Origin of the sequence: Salinisphaera aquimarina (genome assembly GCF_042643355.1) — a bacterium.
In the GTDB taxonomy this organism is placed as follows: Bacteria; Pseudomonadota; Gammaproteobacteria; order Nevskiales; family Salinisphaeraceae; genus Salinisphaera; species Salinisphaera aquimarina.
The window spans coordinates 820,679-836,613 of the sequence record NZ_JBHRSS010000003.1 but is presented as its reverse complement, the minus strand read 5'-3'; the positions used below and the strand labels follow the sequence as shown (position 1 = coordinate 836,613).

The following is a 15,935-nucleotide window of genomic DNA, read 5'->3' as shown; positions in this document are numbered from 1 at the left end:
ACGGAATTGGGGAGATGCAGATGATACTGGCGTACTGGTGTGTTCTGATCGCGGCATTCATGCCGGTTGGCTTTGTCGCCTACGCCAAGTTCTTCTGTGGCAAGAAGATGGACCTCGAAAGCAATCGTTATCCGCGGCGCTGGCTCGAGGAAACCGACGGCGAACAGAAACGCGCGTACTGGGCGCAACTGAATGCGTTCGAAGCGTTCCCGCCGTTCGCCGCCGGCGTCATCATCGCCGTGATTTCCGGCGGTTCGATCACCGCGATCAACCTGCTGGCGGTGCTTTTCATTCTCCTGCGCCTGGCCTACGGCTGGTGTTATATCAGCGACAAGGCCAGCGCGCGCAGCCTGGTCTGGTTTGCGGCGACCGCCTGCACGGTGCTGCTGTTTATCGTGGCCGCGATTGGCTGATCGTCCGCCCTGGGTACTGATCGGCGGCCAGTCGGTTGCTCGCTGGCGTCCCCGACGACTCCTTTCGATGATCGCCTTTATTCGCCGAGCCGGTGCTCGAGTCCGGGAAACCGCCCTGCCGGCGGCCGAGGGCAGGGTTACGTTCCGCTGCTTTCCAACAGAGTCGTGCGTTCACGCGCGAGTAGGTGCAAAGTAAGCAAGAACCGATCGGCATGCGGGGTGTCGGATCGATTGGTCAGCCATAATCATCGCCACAGAAAATATATATTTTCGAAAACGCGTGAAAGCGTAGACTGATCCGCCAGGCGGCAGGACAAGCCGCCGCCACGGTGTTGGGCGCGCCGTGCGAACAGGAGACTGCGGGAATGGATACTAAACGGCTCAATCTGGTCGATATGGCCTGGCTCAACGTCGAGACCGAACGTGCCCCCATGCATGTCGGCGGCCTGCTGACCTTTCGTATTCCGGACGATGCGCCCGCCGATCTGCCGCGTCGTATCGTCGAGCACTATCACCAGTTCACCAAGGCCCATTCGCCGTGGAATCATCGGCTCAAGGCCGGGCGGCTGCAGAACGTGGCCCCGGAATGGGAATTGCTGGAGGAGATCGACGTCGAGTATCACTTCCGGCATTCGGCCCTGCCCGCGCCGGGCGGCGAACTGGAACTGGGCATGCTGGCATCTCGCCTGCACAGCCACCCGCTCGATTTTCATCGCCCGCCCTGGGAAGCCCATCTGATCGAGGGGCTGTCGGATAACCGATTTGCCATCTACGTGAAGGTGCACCATTCGCTGGTCGACGGTATTGCCGGCATGAAGCTGCTGGCCCGGGCGCTCGCGGAGACCAAGGACGATCACGACCGGCCGCCGTTCTGGGCGATCGAGCCCAGAAAACGCCGGCGTCGTGCGCCCAGCGAACTCAGTCCGGGGTTGTACCGCGCGGTGGCCGAGCTCATGGGCGACGCGCGTGATCAGGTCGGCTCGCTGCCCGGCTTCGCCCGCATCGTGCGCGACATGCTCAAGTCGGCGCGCACGCAGAGTGGCGCGGCGGGGCTGCCGTTCTCGTCGGCCTCGTCGGTGCTCAACAATCGCATAGAGACGCAGCGCCGTTATGCCACCCAGATGTATTCGCTGTCCGAGTTCAAGGAACTGGCGAAAAACGCGCATGTGACGATCAACGACATCGTGCTCGGCGTCTGCGGCGGGGCATTACGCCGCTACCTGCGCGAGATCGGTGAACTACCGGACAAGCCGCTCACGGCCGGTATTCCGGTGTCGGTACGCCCGGCCGACGACGACGAGGCCGGCAACGCGATCACCTTCATCGTTGCCAGCCTGGCGACCGATATCCAGGATCCGGGCGAGCGCCTGGCCGCGATCGCGGCCTCCACGCTGCGCGCGAAGAAATCGCTGAGCCGACTGTCCGCGGCCGCGATCACGCAGTACACCGTCGCCCTGATGGCGCCGTATGTACTGTCGCTGGTCACGGGCATGGGCGGGCGCACGCGGCCGGTGTTCAATGTCACCGTGTCCAATGTCCCCGGCCCCAAAGGCCCGTTGTTCATTCACGGCGCGGAGATGGAGGCGTTCTATCCGACTTCGCTGGTAACCCACGGCCAGGCGCTCAATATCACCGTCCACGGCTATGCCGACACGCTCGGCTTCGGCTTCATGGGCTGCCGCGAAACCCTGCCCTCGCTGCAGCGTCTGGCGGTGTATGCCGGCGAATCACTGGATGAAATCCGTGCCCTGCACGGCACAAAGCAGGACAAGAAGGCCGCCGGGAAGACGACGGCAGATGCCAACACCGGCAAGACCACGGCCCGCCGCCGCAAGTCGAGCTGAATCGCCTGCCCGCTACAAGGAAACCACATGCCCAACGTCGTCATTGGCTGCCCGGTGGAGGATGCGCTGGCACAGCGCACCCGTGATCTCATCGACCGGCTGCGCACCGAGCCGGACCGCGTACCGCGCAGCGAAGTGGTGGACCTGGTGGGCGATCTCACTGCAGCCTCGTTCGATTATCACTTCATTCGTCCGCTCAAGGATCTGGGCGTGGGCTTCACCACGCGCAAGGGCATCGACGTCGGCCTCAAGGGCGCGGTGCGCATCATCCGCTCAAGCATGCAGAAAGTGATCAAGGCGATGGACGACGCCAGCTACGCCAAGCTCGCCGATTATCTCGAGGCGGCGTATTTCAGCGACGCGAAGTAGAGTGCCGCAGCGCGTGTTTGGCGTGAGCGGGTCGGACGGCCATAATGTTGCCATTGTAAAATGACAACGTGGTGTGGTTGTGACGCATACAAGTGAGCAGGATCGTGTCCTCGATGTATTGATCGTCGGCGCCGGTATTTCCGGCATTGGCATGGCCTGTCATCTGCGCCAGGCCTGCCCGGACCAGACCTTCGCCATTCTCGAGCGACGTAATTCCATCGGCGGCACCTGGGATCTGTTCCGCTATCCCGGCATCCGCTCGGATTCCGACATGTTCAGCTTCGGCTATCAGTTTCGCCCCTGGCAGGAGCCGAAAACACTGTCGGACGGCGCGTCGATCCGTGACTATCTGGTCGATACCGCCCGCGAGTACGACATCGAGGACAGGATCCGCTTCGGCGTCCGGACCACGCGTGCCGAATGGTCGAGCACCGAGGCCTGCTGGACGCTCGCCGCAACGCATGAAGCCAGCGGCGAACGCCAGGTCTGGCGTGCCCGCTATCTGATCCTGTGCACCGGCTATTACCGCTACGACGCCGGCTTCACTCCGGATTTTCCCGGTCTCGATCGGTTCCGGGGCACTTTCGTGCATCCGCAGCAGTGGCCCGAGGACCTGGATTATGCGGGCAAGAAAGTCGTGGTTATCGGCAGTGGCGCCACCGCGATCACGCTGGTGCCGGCGATGGCGCAGGCCACCGCTCATATCACGATGCTGCAGCGCTCGCCGTCGTATATCGTGTCGCTGCCGGCCGTGGACCGGATCTCCGAGCGGCTGCAGCGCTGGCTGCCCGATGACTGGGTATTTGCGATGGCGCGCCGCCGCAATATCGGCATCCAGCGGCTGATGTACGTGGCGTCGAGAAAATATCCGAAGCTGATGCGGCGCCTGTTGCTGGGCAGCGTGCGCCGTCAGGTCGGCGGCGATATCGACATGCGTCATTTCACCCCCTCCTACGACCCCTGGGACGAGCGGCTGTGCGTCGTGCCCAATGGAGACCTGTTCAAGACGCTGCGCTCGGACCGGGCCGACATCGTCACCGACCATATCGAGACCTTCACCGAGAGCGGTCTGCAACTGACATCCGGCGCCTCGCTGGACGCGGATATCGTGATTTCGGCCACCGGCCTGAACATGCAGATGCTCGGCGATATCGAGATCGCCAAGGACGGTGAAGTCCAGACTCCCAGTGAGCACATGACCTACAAGGGCGTGCTGCTCGAAAACATGCCCAATCTCGCGGCCATTTTCGGCTACACCAATGCGTCCTGGACGCTCAAGGCCGACATCGCGGCGGCCTATGTCTGTCGACTGCTCGAGCACATGCGCGCCCACGGCCATGTCAGTGCCACGCCGCGCGCCGCCGATGCCCGGGCCGAGGACGCGTCGATCATGGACGCGCTCAACTCCGGCTATGTCAAACGCGCCAGCGCCAAGCTGCCGCGCCAGGGCGATAGACTCCCCTGGCGCGTGCTCAATCATTACAAGCGCGATCGCGACATGCTGATTGACGAACCCATCGACGACGGCGTGCTCGTATTCGACGCGGATGCCGACCGCACACGGCGCGACGCGGCCTGACCGTGTACGGCGCATCCCACCAAGTGAAGCAGGCGTGATTCTGCCCGGTTTGATGGTTCGTGCCGCGTTGGCACATTGCCCGGCCTGCCCGTCGCGCTCGTTTATACGATAATGGTCGGATATACCTGTATTGCCAAGCGAGCCGTCGAATGCCTCTGATCCTGTTGCTGGTGCCGCTGCCGCCCGCCTACGAGCGGCTGCTCACCGAGCGCTACGAGGTGGTGCGTCTTGCGGTCGATGAACTCGACGGCGCCCACGACGCCTGCCGGCGCGCGCAGGTGGTCTGGACCAACGGTATGGTCGGCCTGAGCGAAGCGGCGATGACCGCGTTGCCGAATCTGCAGATCGTCGTCTGCCAGGGCGTCGGCTACGATGCCGTCGATGTGGCCGCGGCCTCCGAACGCGGTGTCGCCGTCGCCGCCGGGCAGGGCGTCAACAGCACCACGGTGGCCGATCATGCGATGGCGCTGCTGTTGTCGCTGCTGCGGCGCACGCCCCGCTACGATCGCGACGTACGCGCCGGCAAGTGGCTGGAGGTACGCGTACTGGACCCGATCCTCACCCACAAGCGGGTCGGCGTTCTTGGCTTCGGCCGCATCGGCCAGCTCGTGGCCCAGCGCGCCGCCGGCTTCGATTGCGAGATCGTCTATCACTCGCGCCGGCCGGTGGCCGACAGTCCCCACGCCTACGCGGCGTCGCCGCTGGAACTGGCGCGACAATGCGACGCGCTGGTGCTTTGCTGTCCGGGCGGGCCGGCGACCCACCACCTGGTCGACGCCGAGGTGCTCGACGCTCTCGGGCCGTCGGGCTATCTGGTCAACGTGGCGCGCGGTTCGGTGGTGGATACCGACGCCCTGCTCGCAGCGTTGACCGATGACCGGATCGCCGGTGCGGCGCTCGACGTGATCGAAGGCGAACCCGAAGTGGCCGACGCATGGCGGGCGCTGGACAACGTGATTTTCACGCCGCACACGGGCGGGCTTTCGACGCAGGCTTTTGACGAGATGGTGCGCCAGGGGCTGGCGAGCCTGGACGCGCATTTTACCGGCGCCGACACCATTCCGGGACGCGTCGAGCCCTGACCGGTGACCGCGCAGGCGATAACGACAGCGTTGTTGTATCGAGATCGTGATGAATGGGTCGTCCCGATTGAGGCAGGATCGATGACAGATCTACAGAACAGGTGATTGTCATGAACAACGCCCTGCTTTTGGTCAGCGCTCGCCACGCTGTCCTGGCTCTTCTGTCTTTGCTGGTATTCGCCGGGCCCGCGGTTGCGGCGAGCATGCGCTTCAAGGCAGCGGACGGGGCGGCCGTCTACGCGACGCTTTCGAAGGCCCCACAAGACACCCACGCGGTCGCGCTGCTATTCCATCAGGCGGGCGCCAATCGCCACGAGTACGACAGCATCGCGCCCCGTCTGAACACGCTCGGATTCGATACGCTCGCGGTCGATCAGCGCGCGGTCGGTCGCAAGTTCGGCGGCGATAACGAAACCGTGGCCCGGCGTGGCGCGTCGGGTTCCTACGACGAGGCCTATGCCGATCTCGAGGGCGCGCTCGACTGGGCGCAGGCGCAGGGCTACGACACCATCGTTGCGGTCGGCAGTTCGTATTCGGCCTCGTTGAGTCTGCAGCTGGCCGCCGAGCACGGCGATGCGCTCTCGGCTGTGGCCGTGTTCTCGCCGGGCGAATATTTCGACGATACGGACAGGGTCAAGAACGCGGTCGCCGATATCGACATTCCGCTCTATATCACCACCGATCCGGCGGAGGAGAATCGCGTCGACGAGGTGCTCGAACGCGCCGATTCGGCGGCGGTCGTGCGTTACAAACCCGAGGATGGGGTGCACGGTGCGTCCACGCTGGACCCGGATCGCGATCCGGCCGGTCACAAGGCCAACTGGCAGAGTTTCAGCGCGTTCATGACACGTTTCGTGCCGGGCGCGTAACAGTTCGTCGGCCGTTGTGGGCTGCACGACAGGCAGCATGGTCGCGTCGGTGGCGACATCAGGGGCGTGCCACCCATGTCTCCGGCCCAGTACCGATCAAAGACCGGCGCCGAGTCGTTATAATCCGGCGCTGACTTACTTCCCAGTCGCTTGGCTTGCGAGCTCGAGCGCCGGTGGCACGCTATGACTGATCACGCCTCGTCCGAAGCCAAAGGCGGCAACAACTTCATTCGCAACATGATCGCCGAGCAGATCGAGCGCGGCGAGCACTCGGGCGAGGTGGTGACGCGTTTTCCGCCCGAGCCCAACGGTTATCTGCATATCGGGCATGCCAAGTCGATCTGCCTGAACTTCGGGCTCGCCGAGTATTTCGGCGGCCGCTGCCGGCTGCGCTTCGACGACACCAATCCGGAAAAAGAGAATCAGGAGTACATCGACTCGATTCAGGCCGATGTGCGTTGGCTGGGTTTCGAATGGGACGGCGAGGTCCGTTTTACCTCGGAGTATTTCGAGACGCTCCACGGCTATGCCCTGTATCTGATCGAAAACGGCGATGCCTATGTCGATGAACTCAGTTCGGCGCAGGCGCGTGAATACCGCGGCGACTGGAACACGCCGGGCACCGACAGCCCGTTTCGCAATCGCAGCGTCGCGGACAATCTGGCAGCATTCGAGAAGATGCGTGCCGGCGGGTTCGCCGAGGGCGAAGCCGCGCTGCGCGCGAAGATCGACATGGCCGCCGGCAACATGAACCTGCGCGACCCGATCATCTATCGTATCCGCCATGCCGCGCACCACCAGACCGGCAGTACGTGGTGCATTTATCCGTCCTACGATTTCGCCCACGGCCAGTCGGACGCGCTCGAGGGCGTGACCCATTCCATCTGTACGCTGGAATTCGAAGACCACCGGCCGCTCTACAACTGGTTTCTAGAGCATCTGCCGGTCCCGTGCCGGCCGGTACAGACCGAGTTCGGCCGCCTGAATCTGAATTACACCATCACCAGCAAGCGCAAGTTGAAGCGTCTGGTCGACGAGGACATCGTCGACGGCTGGGACGACCCGCGCATGCCCACGCTCGCGGGTATCCGGCGCCGCGGCTATACGCCGGCCTCTATCCGCAACTTCTGCGACACCATCGGCGTATCGCGCGGTGACGGCGTGGTCGATGCCACCGTGCTCGAAAATGCCGTGCGCGAGGACCTCAACGACAATGCCGCGCGCGCCATGTGCGTGATGGATCCGCTCAAGCTGGTGATTACCAACTACCCGGAAGACGCGGTGGAGACGCTGTCCGCCGCCGGGCATCCGAATCGCGATGATCTGCCCGGGCGCAGTCTGCCGTTCACGCGCGAAGTGTTCATCGAGAAAGAGGATTTCCGGGAAGAGGCCAACAAGAAGTACAAGCGGCTGGTGCTGGGCAAGCGGGTTCGGCTACGCAATGCCTACGTCATCGAGGCCACGGATGTGGTCAAGGACGATCGCGGCGAGATCGTCGAAGTTCACTGCACGTACGATCCCGATACCCTGGGCAACAACCCGGCCGACGGCGTCAAGCCCAAGGGCGTGATCCACTGGGTGTCGGCCAGCCAGGGCAAGCGTGCGCTGGTGCGCCAGTACGACCGGCTGTTCGCGGTCGAGAATCCCGGCCGCGGCGACGATGTCCTGGACAACCTCAATCCGGTCTCGCTACAGGTGTTCGCCGGCTGCTGGATCGAACCGGATCTGGCCACGGTCGAGCCCGAAACCCGGGTGCAGTTCGAACGCATCGGCTATTTCGTCGCCGATCGTTACGACCACGCACCGGGCGCGCCCGTATTCAACCGGATCGTGCCGCTGCGCGATACCTGGGCCAAGATCGAAGCGTCCGGCTGATGGCCACGGCAACAAGGAACGCCGGATGGCAATGACCGACTGGAGCGCCTGCGAGAAGCGCCTGGCCGCGGGTGTTGACACGCTCGGCCTGGCGGTGTCCGCCAAAGCGCAGGCGCAGCTGATCGCCTATCTCAAGGAACTGGTGGCATGGAACGCCACCTATAACCTGACCGCTGTGCGCGATCCGCTGGCGATGGTCACGCGCCATTTGCTCGACAGCCTCGCGGTGCTCGATTTCGTCACCGGCAAGAGCGTCGCCGATGTCGGCAGCGGCCCGGGGCTGCCGGGCTTCGTGCTCGCCATCGCGCGCGCCGGGCTCAAGGTGACCCTGGTCGAGACCAATGGCAAGAAGGCCGCTTTTCTGCGCCATGTGCGGCGCCGGCTGGGCCTGGCCAACGTCGAGATCGTGCAGGCGCGCGTCGAGGACTGGCAGCCCGAGGCGCGATTCGACTGCGTGATCTGCCGTGCCTTTGCCGCGGCCGACGAATGCGCGCGCCTGTGCGGCCATCTGATCGCCCCCGGCGGGCGTTTCCTATTGATGAAGGGGCGCGACCCGGCGGCGGAACTGGCCGATCTGCCGCTGGATTTCCGGCATGTGGACACGGTTGCTTTGGCGGTGCCGGGCCTCGAGGCCCAGCGGCATCTGGCGATTCTGGAGCCGGGATTGATCTAGCGGGCTTCGCGTCAGTCGGCGCGAGCGGCCTCCAGTGCTTTAGGATAAGCGCCTATGAGCAATATCATCGCCATCGCCAATCAGAAGGGCGGCGTGGGCAAGACCACCACGAGCATCAATCTGGCTGCGGCCCTCGCCGAGGCCGAACAGCGCGTGTTGCTCGTCGACATGGACGCGCAGGGCAACGCCACCATGGGCGTGGGCGTGGACAAGGGCGCACTGGAAGCCACCGTCTGCGATTTCCTGCTCGGCGACAAGGGCGTGTCCGAGGCGCTGCAGGTGGTGCTCGACGGCGAGATGTACCTGCTTGGCGCCAACGGCGACATGACCGCGGCAGAGGTCGGTCTGCGCGACCGCAAGAACGGCCGGCTCGCGCTCAAGAGCGCGCTGGCCGAGATTTCGCACAGTTTCGATTACGTGATCATCGACTGCCCGCCGGCGCTGTCCATGCTCACCATCAACGCGCTGGCCGCGGCCCGTGGCGTGATCATTCCGATGCAGTGCGAGTACTACGCGCTCGAAGGGCTCTCGGCGCTGCTGGAGACGATCGAAAGCGTGCGCCGGATGATGAACCCCGAGCTGATCATCGAAGGCGTGCTGATGACCATGCACGATCCGCGTAATCGCCTGACCGGCGATGTATCGGCACAGTTGATCGACTATTTCGGCGATGCCGTCTACAAGACCGTGATTCCCCGCAACGTGCGTCTGGCCGAGGCGCCGAGTCATGGCCTGCCGATCATGCAGTACGATAATACGGCCTCGGGGGCGGCGGCCTACCGCGCGCTGGCCGCCGAGCTGCTGGGCCGGGACGACGCCGAGGTGATCGGCGCGCCCAAGGCCGGCGCGCGCCGCGCGGTATCCGCCCTGTTCGGTCGGCGCACACGGCGCAAGTAGATCCACGGGCACCGAGCGCCTCCCGGGCGTCTCTTTACGGAAAGAATCGAGCTATGGCACAAAAAAAACGAGGGCTCGGCCGCGGTCTGGAATCCCTGCTGTCCAAGGATTTCGACGACGCCGCGCCGGCCGCATCCGAACTGATCGAGCTCGAACTCGATGCCCTGCGCCCGGGCCGCTACCAGCCGCGCCGGGACATGGACGCCGACGCCTTGCAGGCGCTGGCACAATCGATCCGCACCCAGGGCATCATCCAGCCGCTGGTCGTGCGCCAGATCAGCGACCAGTCCGGCAGTGGTTACGAGATTGTGGCCGGCGAACGGCGTTGGCGCGCGGCCCGGATCGCCGGGCTGGACACAGTGCCTGCCGTGGTGCGCGAACTGCCCGACGAAACCGCCATGGCGGTCGCCCTGATCGAGAATATCCAGCGCGAGGATCTCAACCCGCTGGAGGAATCATCTGCCCTGCGGCGGCTGATCGAGGAGTGCGGCCTGACCCATGCGGCCTGTGCGGAGGCCGTGGGCCGGTCGCGCGCCAGTGTCTCCAATCTCCTGCGCCTGTCCGAACTGGTGGCCGAGGCGCAGGCGTTGTTGCGTGCCGGCGATATCCAGATGGGCCACGCCCGCGCGCTACTGGGCGCGCCCGCCGCGCTGCAGGCCGATCTCGCGGCTCGGGTCGCGGCACGGCAGCTGACCGTGCGCCAGACCGAAGCGCTGGTGGCCTCGGCCATGGCCGACCACGACGGCGAGACCGCCCCGCGGCAAAGCAATCGAATGGTGCGATTCGAGCGCGAGCTCGGCGACACGCTCGGCGCCAAGGTCACCGTGTTGTCCCAGCGCGGCGGTCGCGCGCGGGTCGTCATCGACTATTCCAACGCCGGCGAACTGGACGCATTGCTCGAACGTTTGAAATAGTCGACGTCATGAAAAAGCACGCCACTACGTGTAGATAACAATCGTTCTCAAGAAGATTGACCTGTGTTTGGGGTTTGTCTATAGTCCGGTTCGGGCCGCGATTGACGCAGCATAATTGAGCGTCGCGCGGCGACTTACGGTCGGGAGATTCCTTAAAAAGTGATCAGCCGGCCACGTCTTCGCCACATGCGCCTCGCCGGCGCGGTGTTGGGCGGACAGCTAGGTATCGGGATCGTCTGTGCAGCACTCTGGGGCTGGGCGGATGAGGGTAGAGCGGCGGGGGCCGCGCTTTTTGGCGCTTTTACGGCAGCCTTGCCCGGTTTCTGGATGGCATGTTGTGTCCTGCCGCGCGGTCGTCGCGCACAGGCCGAAAGCATGGGGCGCGCTCTGTTATGGGGCGAGATCGGAAAACTAGTACTGACCACGGGGCTGTTTATCATGGCAGCCCTTTTGTTTGGGCCGCAGCTTTTGCCGCTGCTGTCCACATACGCGGCCTGCCTGGCTTGTTACTGGCTGGCCATGATACTGACGCGCTAGCGACACAGGGTCGCTGGTGGCATGTTGCAGGATCGGATTGAGGAGTCACGCATGGCCAGTGCGGAACAAGGGGGCAACCCCGCGACCGAATATATCCAGCATCACCTGACGAACCTGACGTTCGATCTGAGCAGCTTTTCGTTCGATCCGCACGCCTCCGGTTTCTGGGTGCTCAACGTGGACAGCCTGTTCTTCGCCATCGTGCTGGGCGCGTTCTTCCTGTTCTTCTTTCACCTGGCGGCACGCAAGGTCACGGCCAGCGAGCCGGGCAAGCTGCAGAACTTCGTCGAGATGGTCGTCGATTTCACCGATACCCAGGTGCGCGACATTTTCCACGGCGATTCGCGCCTGGTCGCGCCGCTTGCGCTGACGATCTTCATCTGGGTGTTCCTGATGAATTTCATGGATCTGATCCCGGTCGATGCATTGCCGCTGCTGGCTCAGAGCGCGGGCATCGGGCATCTGCGCGTGGTGCCGACGACCGATCCGAACATGACCTTCGGCATGTCATTGACCGTGTTCGCGCTGGTGATCTTCTACTCGATCAAGATCAAGGGCGGCTGGGGCTACGTCAAAGAGTTTCTGACCCATCCGTTCGGCTGGTGGCTGGCCCCGTTCAATCTGATGCTCAAGCTGGTCGAGGAGATTGCGAAGCCGATTTCGCTGTCCCTGCGACTGTTCGGGAACTTGTACGCAGGTGAACTGCTGTTCATTCTGATCGCGTTGTTCACCCTGCAGGCCGGCGCAAGCCTGGTCGCGGTGCCGCTGTTCGCGCTGCAGGTTGCCCTGGCATCGGCCTGGGCCATCTTTCATATTCTCGTGATCACGCTGCAGGCGTTCATTTTCGGGATGTTGACGATCGTGTACCTGAGCATGGCGCACGAAAAGGGCCATTAGTTTCTGGTCGTTTGAATTTTGATTGGCGTCGGCGAATTCGTCGTCGGTATTGGCTGGGTCTGTTAAGACTGTTTTCTCGCAGGAGGTAGTTATGGAAATTGTTGTAGGTTTGACCGCGGTGGCCGTAGGCCTGCTCATCGGCTTCGGCGCGCTGGGCACCGCAATTGGTTTCGGCTTGCTGGGTGGCAAGTTTCTCGAGGGCATCGCCCGTCAGCCGGAAATGGCACCGATGCTTACCGGCCGCATGTTCCTGATCGCGGGCCTGCTCGACGCCGTGGCCATGATTGGTGTGGGTATCGCGCTGTTCTTCACCTTCGCCAACCCGTTCATCGCGGCGGCGCAGTCGGCCGCCGGCGGCTAACAGCGGATACGCTTTTGTATCGCGTGAGGCACATAACAGGAGTCGGGCATGAGCATTAACGCCACTCTGCTGGCCCAGATGATCGTCTTCGGGATCTTCATCTGGTTTACGATGAAGTTCATCTGGCCGCCGGTCATGCAGGCCATGCGTGACCGCCAGAAACGCATCAGCGAAGGTCTGGCGGCGGCGGAGCGCGGCGTCCGTGAGCTCAACGAAGCTACCGACAAGGCCGAAGCGATGATCGCCAAGGCGCGTGAGCAGGCGCAGGAGATCCTGTCGAATGCACAGCGCCAGTCCAGCGAGAATCTGGATCGGGCCCGGGAAGAGGCGCGCGTCGAAGGCGAGCGCATCGTTACCGCAGCCCGAGAGGAAGTCGATCAGGCTGTATTGTCGGCCAAGGACGAATTGCGTCGTGAAGTGGGCTCGCTGGCCGTGGTCGGCGCCGAGCGCATTCTCAAGCGTGAAATCGACGCCAAGGCGCATAACGACATCATCGACGATCTCGTCGCGGGGATTCGTTAGTCATGGCCGAGACGCAAACGCTCGCCCGTCCCTACGCGGATGCGGTGTTCGAGCTCGCCGAGGCAAATGGCGAACTCGACGCCTGGTCGGTCGCGCTCGCTGCGCTGTCGGCCATCGTGTCCAATGCGGACGTGGCCGTGCTTCTGGATAATCCGGAAGTATCGGACGCCAAGCTCGCGGATGCGGTCGTGGAAGTCGCTGGCGATGACTTGAACAAGGGGGCAACCAATCTGGTGCGCCTGCTGGTCGAGAACGATCGTCTGCGTCTGGCGCCGGAAATCGCCGGGCTGTTCGAGCAGTTCAAGGCCGAAGCGGAACATCGTGTCGACGTCAATGTGACGTCGGCCACCGAGTTCTCGGACGCGCAGCAGGACGCGCTCGCCAAGGCGTTGGAAAAACGTCTGGCACGCAGCGTTCGACTGACGTTCGAGCAGGACGAAAACGTGATCGGCGGCGCCGTGATCCGGGCCGGAGATCTGGTTATCGACGGATCGCTGCGTGCCCAGCTCGAGCGCATGCGTCAGTCGCTGGCGCACTAGCCCGAACACAGGCGATCAACCGTTCGCGGCACGGCGTCGCGGCGATCTGGATATAGAGGAATAAGGTCAATGCAACTCAATCCGTCGGAAATCTCAGACCTGATCAAGAAACGGATCGAAAACTTCGAGTCCGTTACCGAGTCACGCAACGTCGGCACGCTGGTTAGCCTGGCGGACGGTATTGCCAAGATCCACGGTCTGGCCAATGCCATGCAGGGCGAAATGCTCGAATTCCCGGGCGGCACCTTCGGGATCGCGCTCAACCTCGAGCGGGATTCGGTAGGCGCGGTGCTCATGGGCGAATACACGCATATTTCGGAAGGCTGCGAGGTCAAGACGACCGGCCGTATTCTGGAAGTGCCGGTGGGTGACGAACTGCTCGGCCGCGTGGTCGATCCGCTGGGCCAGCCCATCGACGGCAAGGGCGAACTGGGCACGACCCAGACGTCGCCGATCGAGAAGGTCGCCCCGGGCGTGATCGAGCGCCAGTCGGTGGATCAGCCGGTGCAGACCGGCCTCAAGTCCATCGACGCCATGATCCCGATCGGGCGTGGTCAGCGTGAACTGATCATCGGCGATCGCCAGATCGGCAAGACCGCCATCGCGATCGACGCGATCATCAATCAGAAGGGCACGGGCATCAAGTGCATCTATGTGGCCATCGGGCAGAAGAACAGCTCGATCGCCGGCGTGGTGCGCAAGCTCGAGGAACAGGGCGCGATGGAGCACACCATCGTGGTCGCCGCCGGTGCCGCGATCTCGCCTGCGCTGCAGTACATTGCGCCGTACGCCGGCTGCTCGATGGGCGAATTCTTCCGCGACAAGGGCGAAGACGCCCTGATCGTGTACGACGATCTGTCCAAGCAGGCCGTGGCCTATCGCCAGATCTCGCTGCTGCTGCGTCGCCCGCCGGGCCGCGAAGCCTATCCCGGCGACGTGTTCTACCTGCATTCACGTCTGCTGGAACGCGCTTCGCGCATCAACGCCGAGTACGTGGAACAGCTCACCGACGGCAAGGTCACCGGCAAGACCGGTTCTCTGACGGCGCTGCCGATCATCGAAACCCAGGCCGGTGACGTGTCCGCGTTCGTGCCGACCAACGTGATCTCGATCACCGACGGCCAGATCTATCTGGAAACCGACATGTTCAACGCCGGCACCAGGCCGGCCGTGAATGCCGGTCTGTCGGTGTCGCGTGTCGGTGGTTCGGCCCAGACCAAGATCATCAAGAAGCTCGGCGGCGGTATTCGTCTGGCCCTGGCCCAGTATCGCGAGCTGGCGGCCTTCGCCCAGTTCGCCTCGGATCTGGACGAAGCTACGCGCAAACAGCTCGAACATGGTGAACGTGTCACCAAGCTGATGATCCAGAAGCAGTATTCGCCGCTGTCGGTGGCCCTGATGGCGTCGTCGCTGTTTGCGGCCGAGAAGGGCTATCTCGACGATGTCGATGCCGACAAGGTCGTCGATTTCGAGGCCTCGCTGCATCAGTACATGGAAAGCGAGCAGAAGGCGCTCGTCGACAAGATCAACGACACGGGCGATTTCTCCGACGAAATCCAGTCCGAGTTGCATGCGGCGATGAAGGAATTCAAGGAAACGCATACCTGGTGAGGTCCGCGGACCTCGCCCGGAACGGTTTCCTGAATCTATCTAACGGAGTCCTGTAATGGCCGGCGGAAAGGAAGTCAAAGGCAAGATCAAGAGCGTAGAGAATACGCAGAAGATCACCAAGGCCATGGAAATGGTCGCTGCCTCCAAGATGCGCAAGGCTCAGGAGCGCGTCGAGGCGGCGCGCCCGTACGCGGACAAGATTCGACGTACGATCGGGCATCTGTCGCAGGCGAATCCGGACTTCGAGCATCCGTTCATGGTCGAGCGCGAGGTCAAGCGCGTGGGCATGATCGTGATCTCCACGGATCGCGGCCTGTGTGGCGGCCTGAACATCAACCTGTTCCGCAAGGTGATGGCCGAGCTGCGCCACTGGGAAAAACAGAATGTCCCGGTGGACGTTGTCGTGGTCGGGCGCAAGGCGGCGAGCTTCTTCCGTCGCTTCAAGGATCTCAAGGCCGAAGTCGCGGATCTGGGCGACGTGCCGCATCTGGAAGACCTGATCGGCACCATCAAGGTCATGCTCGACGACTATCGCGAAAGCAATATCGATCGACTGTTCCTGATGGGCAACCAGTTCGTGAACACCATGACTCAGCAGCCGGAAGTGCAGCAGCTGCTGCCGGTGCCGGCCGAGGAAGACAACGATCTTCCCGATTACTGGGATTACATCTACGAGCCCGAGGCCGGCGAGCTGCTGGAATCGATCCTGGTGCGCTATATCGAGGCGCAGGTCTATCAGGGCGTGGTCGAGAACGTGGCCTGTGAGATGGCCGCACGCATGGTGGCGATGAAATCGGCGTCTGACAACGCCGGAGAGATCATCGAAGACCTGCAGCTGGAATACAACAAGGCGCGGCAGGCCGCGATCACGCAGGAACTGTCGGAAATCGTGGCGGGCGCCGCGGCGGTTTCGTAAAAAAGCGCGCAGGCGAAGCTTAACTAAAGACACAGAT

Annotated in this window: 17 protein-coding genes; all 17 read left to right on the top strand. The window is 63.3% G+C overall.

Features of this window, described 5'->3' with window-relative positions; all coding sequences use genetic code 11:
• Positions 1 to 14: 14 nt before the first annotated feature.
• The 17 genes from ACFOSU_RS07285 to atpG all read left to right on the top strand — a co-directional run bounded on the left by ACFOSU_RS07285 (position 15) and on the right by atpG (position 15,898).
• A complete protein-coding gene (locus ACFOSU_RS07285; protein ID WP_380687963.1) occupies positions 15 to 413 on the top strand; it encodes an MAPEG family protein in 399 nt (132 codons plus the stop codon).
• 365 nt (positions 414 to 778) lie between these two features.
• Positions 779 to 2,257 (top strand): WS/DGAT/MGAT family O-acyltransferase, encoded by a 1,479-nt coding sequence (locus tag ACFOSU_RS07280; protein WP_380687961.1) that lies wholly within the window; start codon positions 779 to 781, stop codon positions 2,255 to 2,257.
• Positions 2,258 to 2,284: 27 nt separating this feature from the next.
• Entirely contained in the window at positions 2,285 to 2,626 is a 342-nt protein-coding gene (locus ACFOSU_RS07275; RefSeq protein WP_380687959.1) for a hypothetical protein, read from the top strand.
• Positions 2,627 to 2,705: 79 nt separating this feature from the next.
• Positions 2,706 to 4,205 (top strand): flavin-containing monooxygenase, encoded by a 1,500-nt coding sequence (locus ACFOSU_RS07270; protein WP_380687957.1) that lies wholly within the window; start codon positions 2,706 to 2,708, stop codon positions 4,203 to 4,205.
• Positions 4,206 to 4,354: 149 nt separating this feature from the next.
• Complete coding sequence (locus tag ACFOSU_RS07265; protein WP_380687955.1) at positions 4,355 to 5,287, top strand: 2-hydroxyacid dehydrogenase; 933 nt, start codon at positions 4,355 to 4,357, stop codon at positions 5,285 to 5,287.
• Between the two features lie 110 nt (positions 5,288 to 5,397).
• Positions 5,398 to 6,156, top strand: coding sequence for an alpha/beta hydrolase (locus ACFOSU_RS07260; protein WP_380687953.1), 759 nt, complete (start codon positions 5,398 to 5,400; stop codon positions 6,154 to 6,156).
• A gap of 183 nt (positions 6,157 to 6,339) precedes the next feature.
• Complete coding sequence (locus tag ACFOSU_RS07255; RefSeq protein WP_380687951.1) at positions 6,340 to 8,031, top strand: glutamine--tRNA ligase/YqeY domain fusion protein; 1,692 nt, start codon at positions 6,340 to 6,342, stop codon at positions 8,029 to 8,031.
• A 25-nt stretch (positions 8,032 to 8,056) separates the two neighbouring features.
• The gene (gene rsmG, locus ACFOSU_RS07250) at positions 8,057 to 8,704 is read left to right on the top strand and encodes a 16S rRNA (guanine(527)-N(7))-methyltransferase RsmG (RefSeq protein WP_380687949.1); all 648 of its coding nucleotides are present in this window, start codon (positions 8,057 to 8,059) and stop codon (positions 8,702 to 8,704) included.
• Positions 8,705 to 8,758: 54 nt separating this feature from the next.
• The gene (locus tag ACFOSU_RS07245; RefSeq protein ID WP_380687947.1) at positions 8,759 to 9,601 is read left to right on the top strand and encodes a ParA family protein; all 843 of its coding nucleotides are present in this window, start codon (positions 8,759 to 8,761) and stop codon (positions 9,599 to 9,601) included.
• 53 nt (positions 9,602 to 9,654) lie between these two features.
• On the top strand, positions 9,655 to 10,515 hold the full coding sequence (locus tag ACFOSU_RS07240) for a ParB/RepB/Spo0J family partition protein (RefSeq protein ID WP_380687945.1): 861 nt from the start codon (positions 9,655 to 9,657) through the stop codon (positions 10,513 to 10,515).
• A 186-nt stretch (positions 10,516 to 10,701) separates the two neighbouring features.
• Positions 10,702 to 11,052, top strand: a complete 351-nt coding sequence (locus ACFOSU_RS07235; protein WP_380687943.1) for an ATP synthase subunit I — start codon at positions 10,702 to 10,704, stop codon at positions 11,050 to 11,052.
• A gap of 51 nt (positions 11,053 to 11,103) precedes the next feature.
• Complete coding sequence (atpB, locus tag ACFOSU_RS07230) at positions 11,104 to 11,949, top strand: F0F1 ATP synthase subunit A (RefSeq protein WP_380687941.1); 846 nt, start codon at positions 11,104 to 11,106, stop codon at positions 11,947 to 11,949.
• Positions 11,950 to 12,040: 91 nt separating this feature from the next.
• Positions 12,041 to 12,310: a F0F1 ATP synthase subunit C gene (atpE, locus tag ACFOSU_RS07225; protein WP_380687939.1), complete on the top strand. Its 270-nt coding sequence runs from the start codon at positions 12,041 to 12,043 to the stop codon at positions 12,308 to 12,310.
• A gap of 48 nt (positions 12,311 to 12,358) precedes the next feature.
• Positions 12,359 to 12,832: a F0F1 ATP synthase subunit B gene (locus ACFOSU_RS07220; protein ID WP_380687936.1), complete on the top strand. Its 474-nt coding sequence runs from the start codon at positions 12,359 to 12,361 to the stop codon at positions 12,830 to 12,832.
• Between the two features lie 2 nt (positions 12,833 to 12,834).
• Positions 12,835 to 13,371, top strand: a complete 537-nt coding sequence (locus ACFOSU_RS07215) for a F0F1 ATP synthase subunit delta (RefSeq protein WP_380687933.1) — start codon at positions 12,835 to 12,837, stop codon at positions 13,369 to 13,371.
• A 69-nt stretch (positions 13,372 to 13,440) separates the two neighbouring features.
• Positions 13,441 to 14,982 carry a F0F1 ATP synthase subunit alpha gene (gene atpA, locus ACFOSU_RS07210; RefSeq protein ID WP_380687930.1) on the top strand — a complete coding sequence of 514 codons (1,542 nt, stop codon included), beginning with the start codon at positions 13,441 to 13,443 and terminating at the stop codon, positions 14,980 to 14,982.
• 55 nt (positions 14,983 to 15,037) lie between these two features.
• Entirely contained in the window at positions 15,038 to 15,898 is an 861-nt protein-coding gene (atpG, locus tag ACFOSU_RS07205; RefSeq protein ID WP_380687928.1) for a F0F1 ATP synthase subunit gamma, read from the top strand.
• Positions 15,899 to 15,935: the final 37 nt, after the last annotated feature.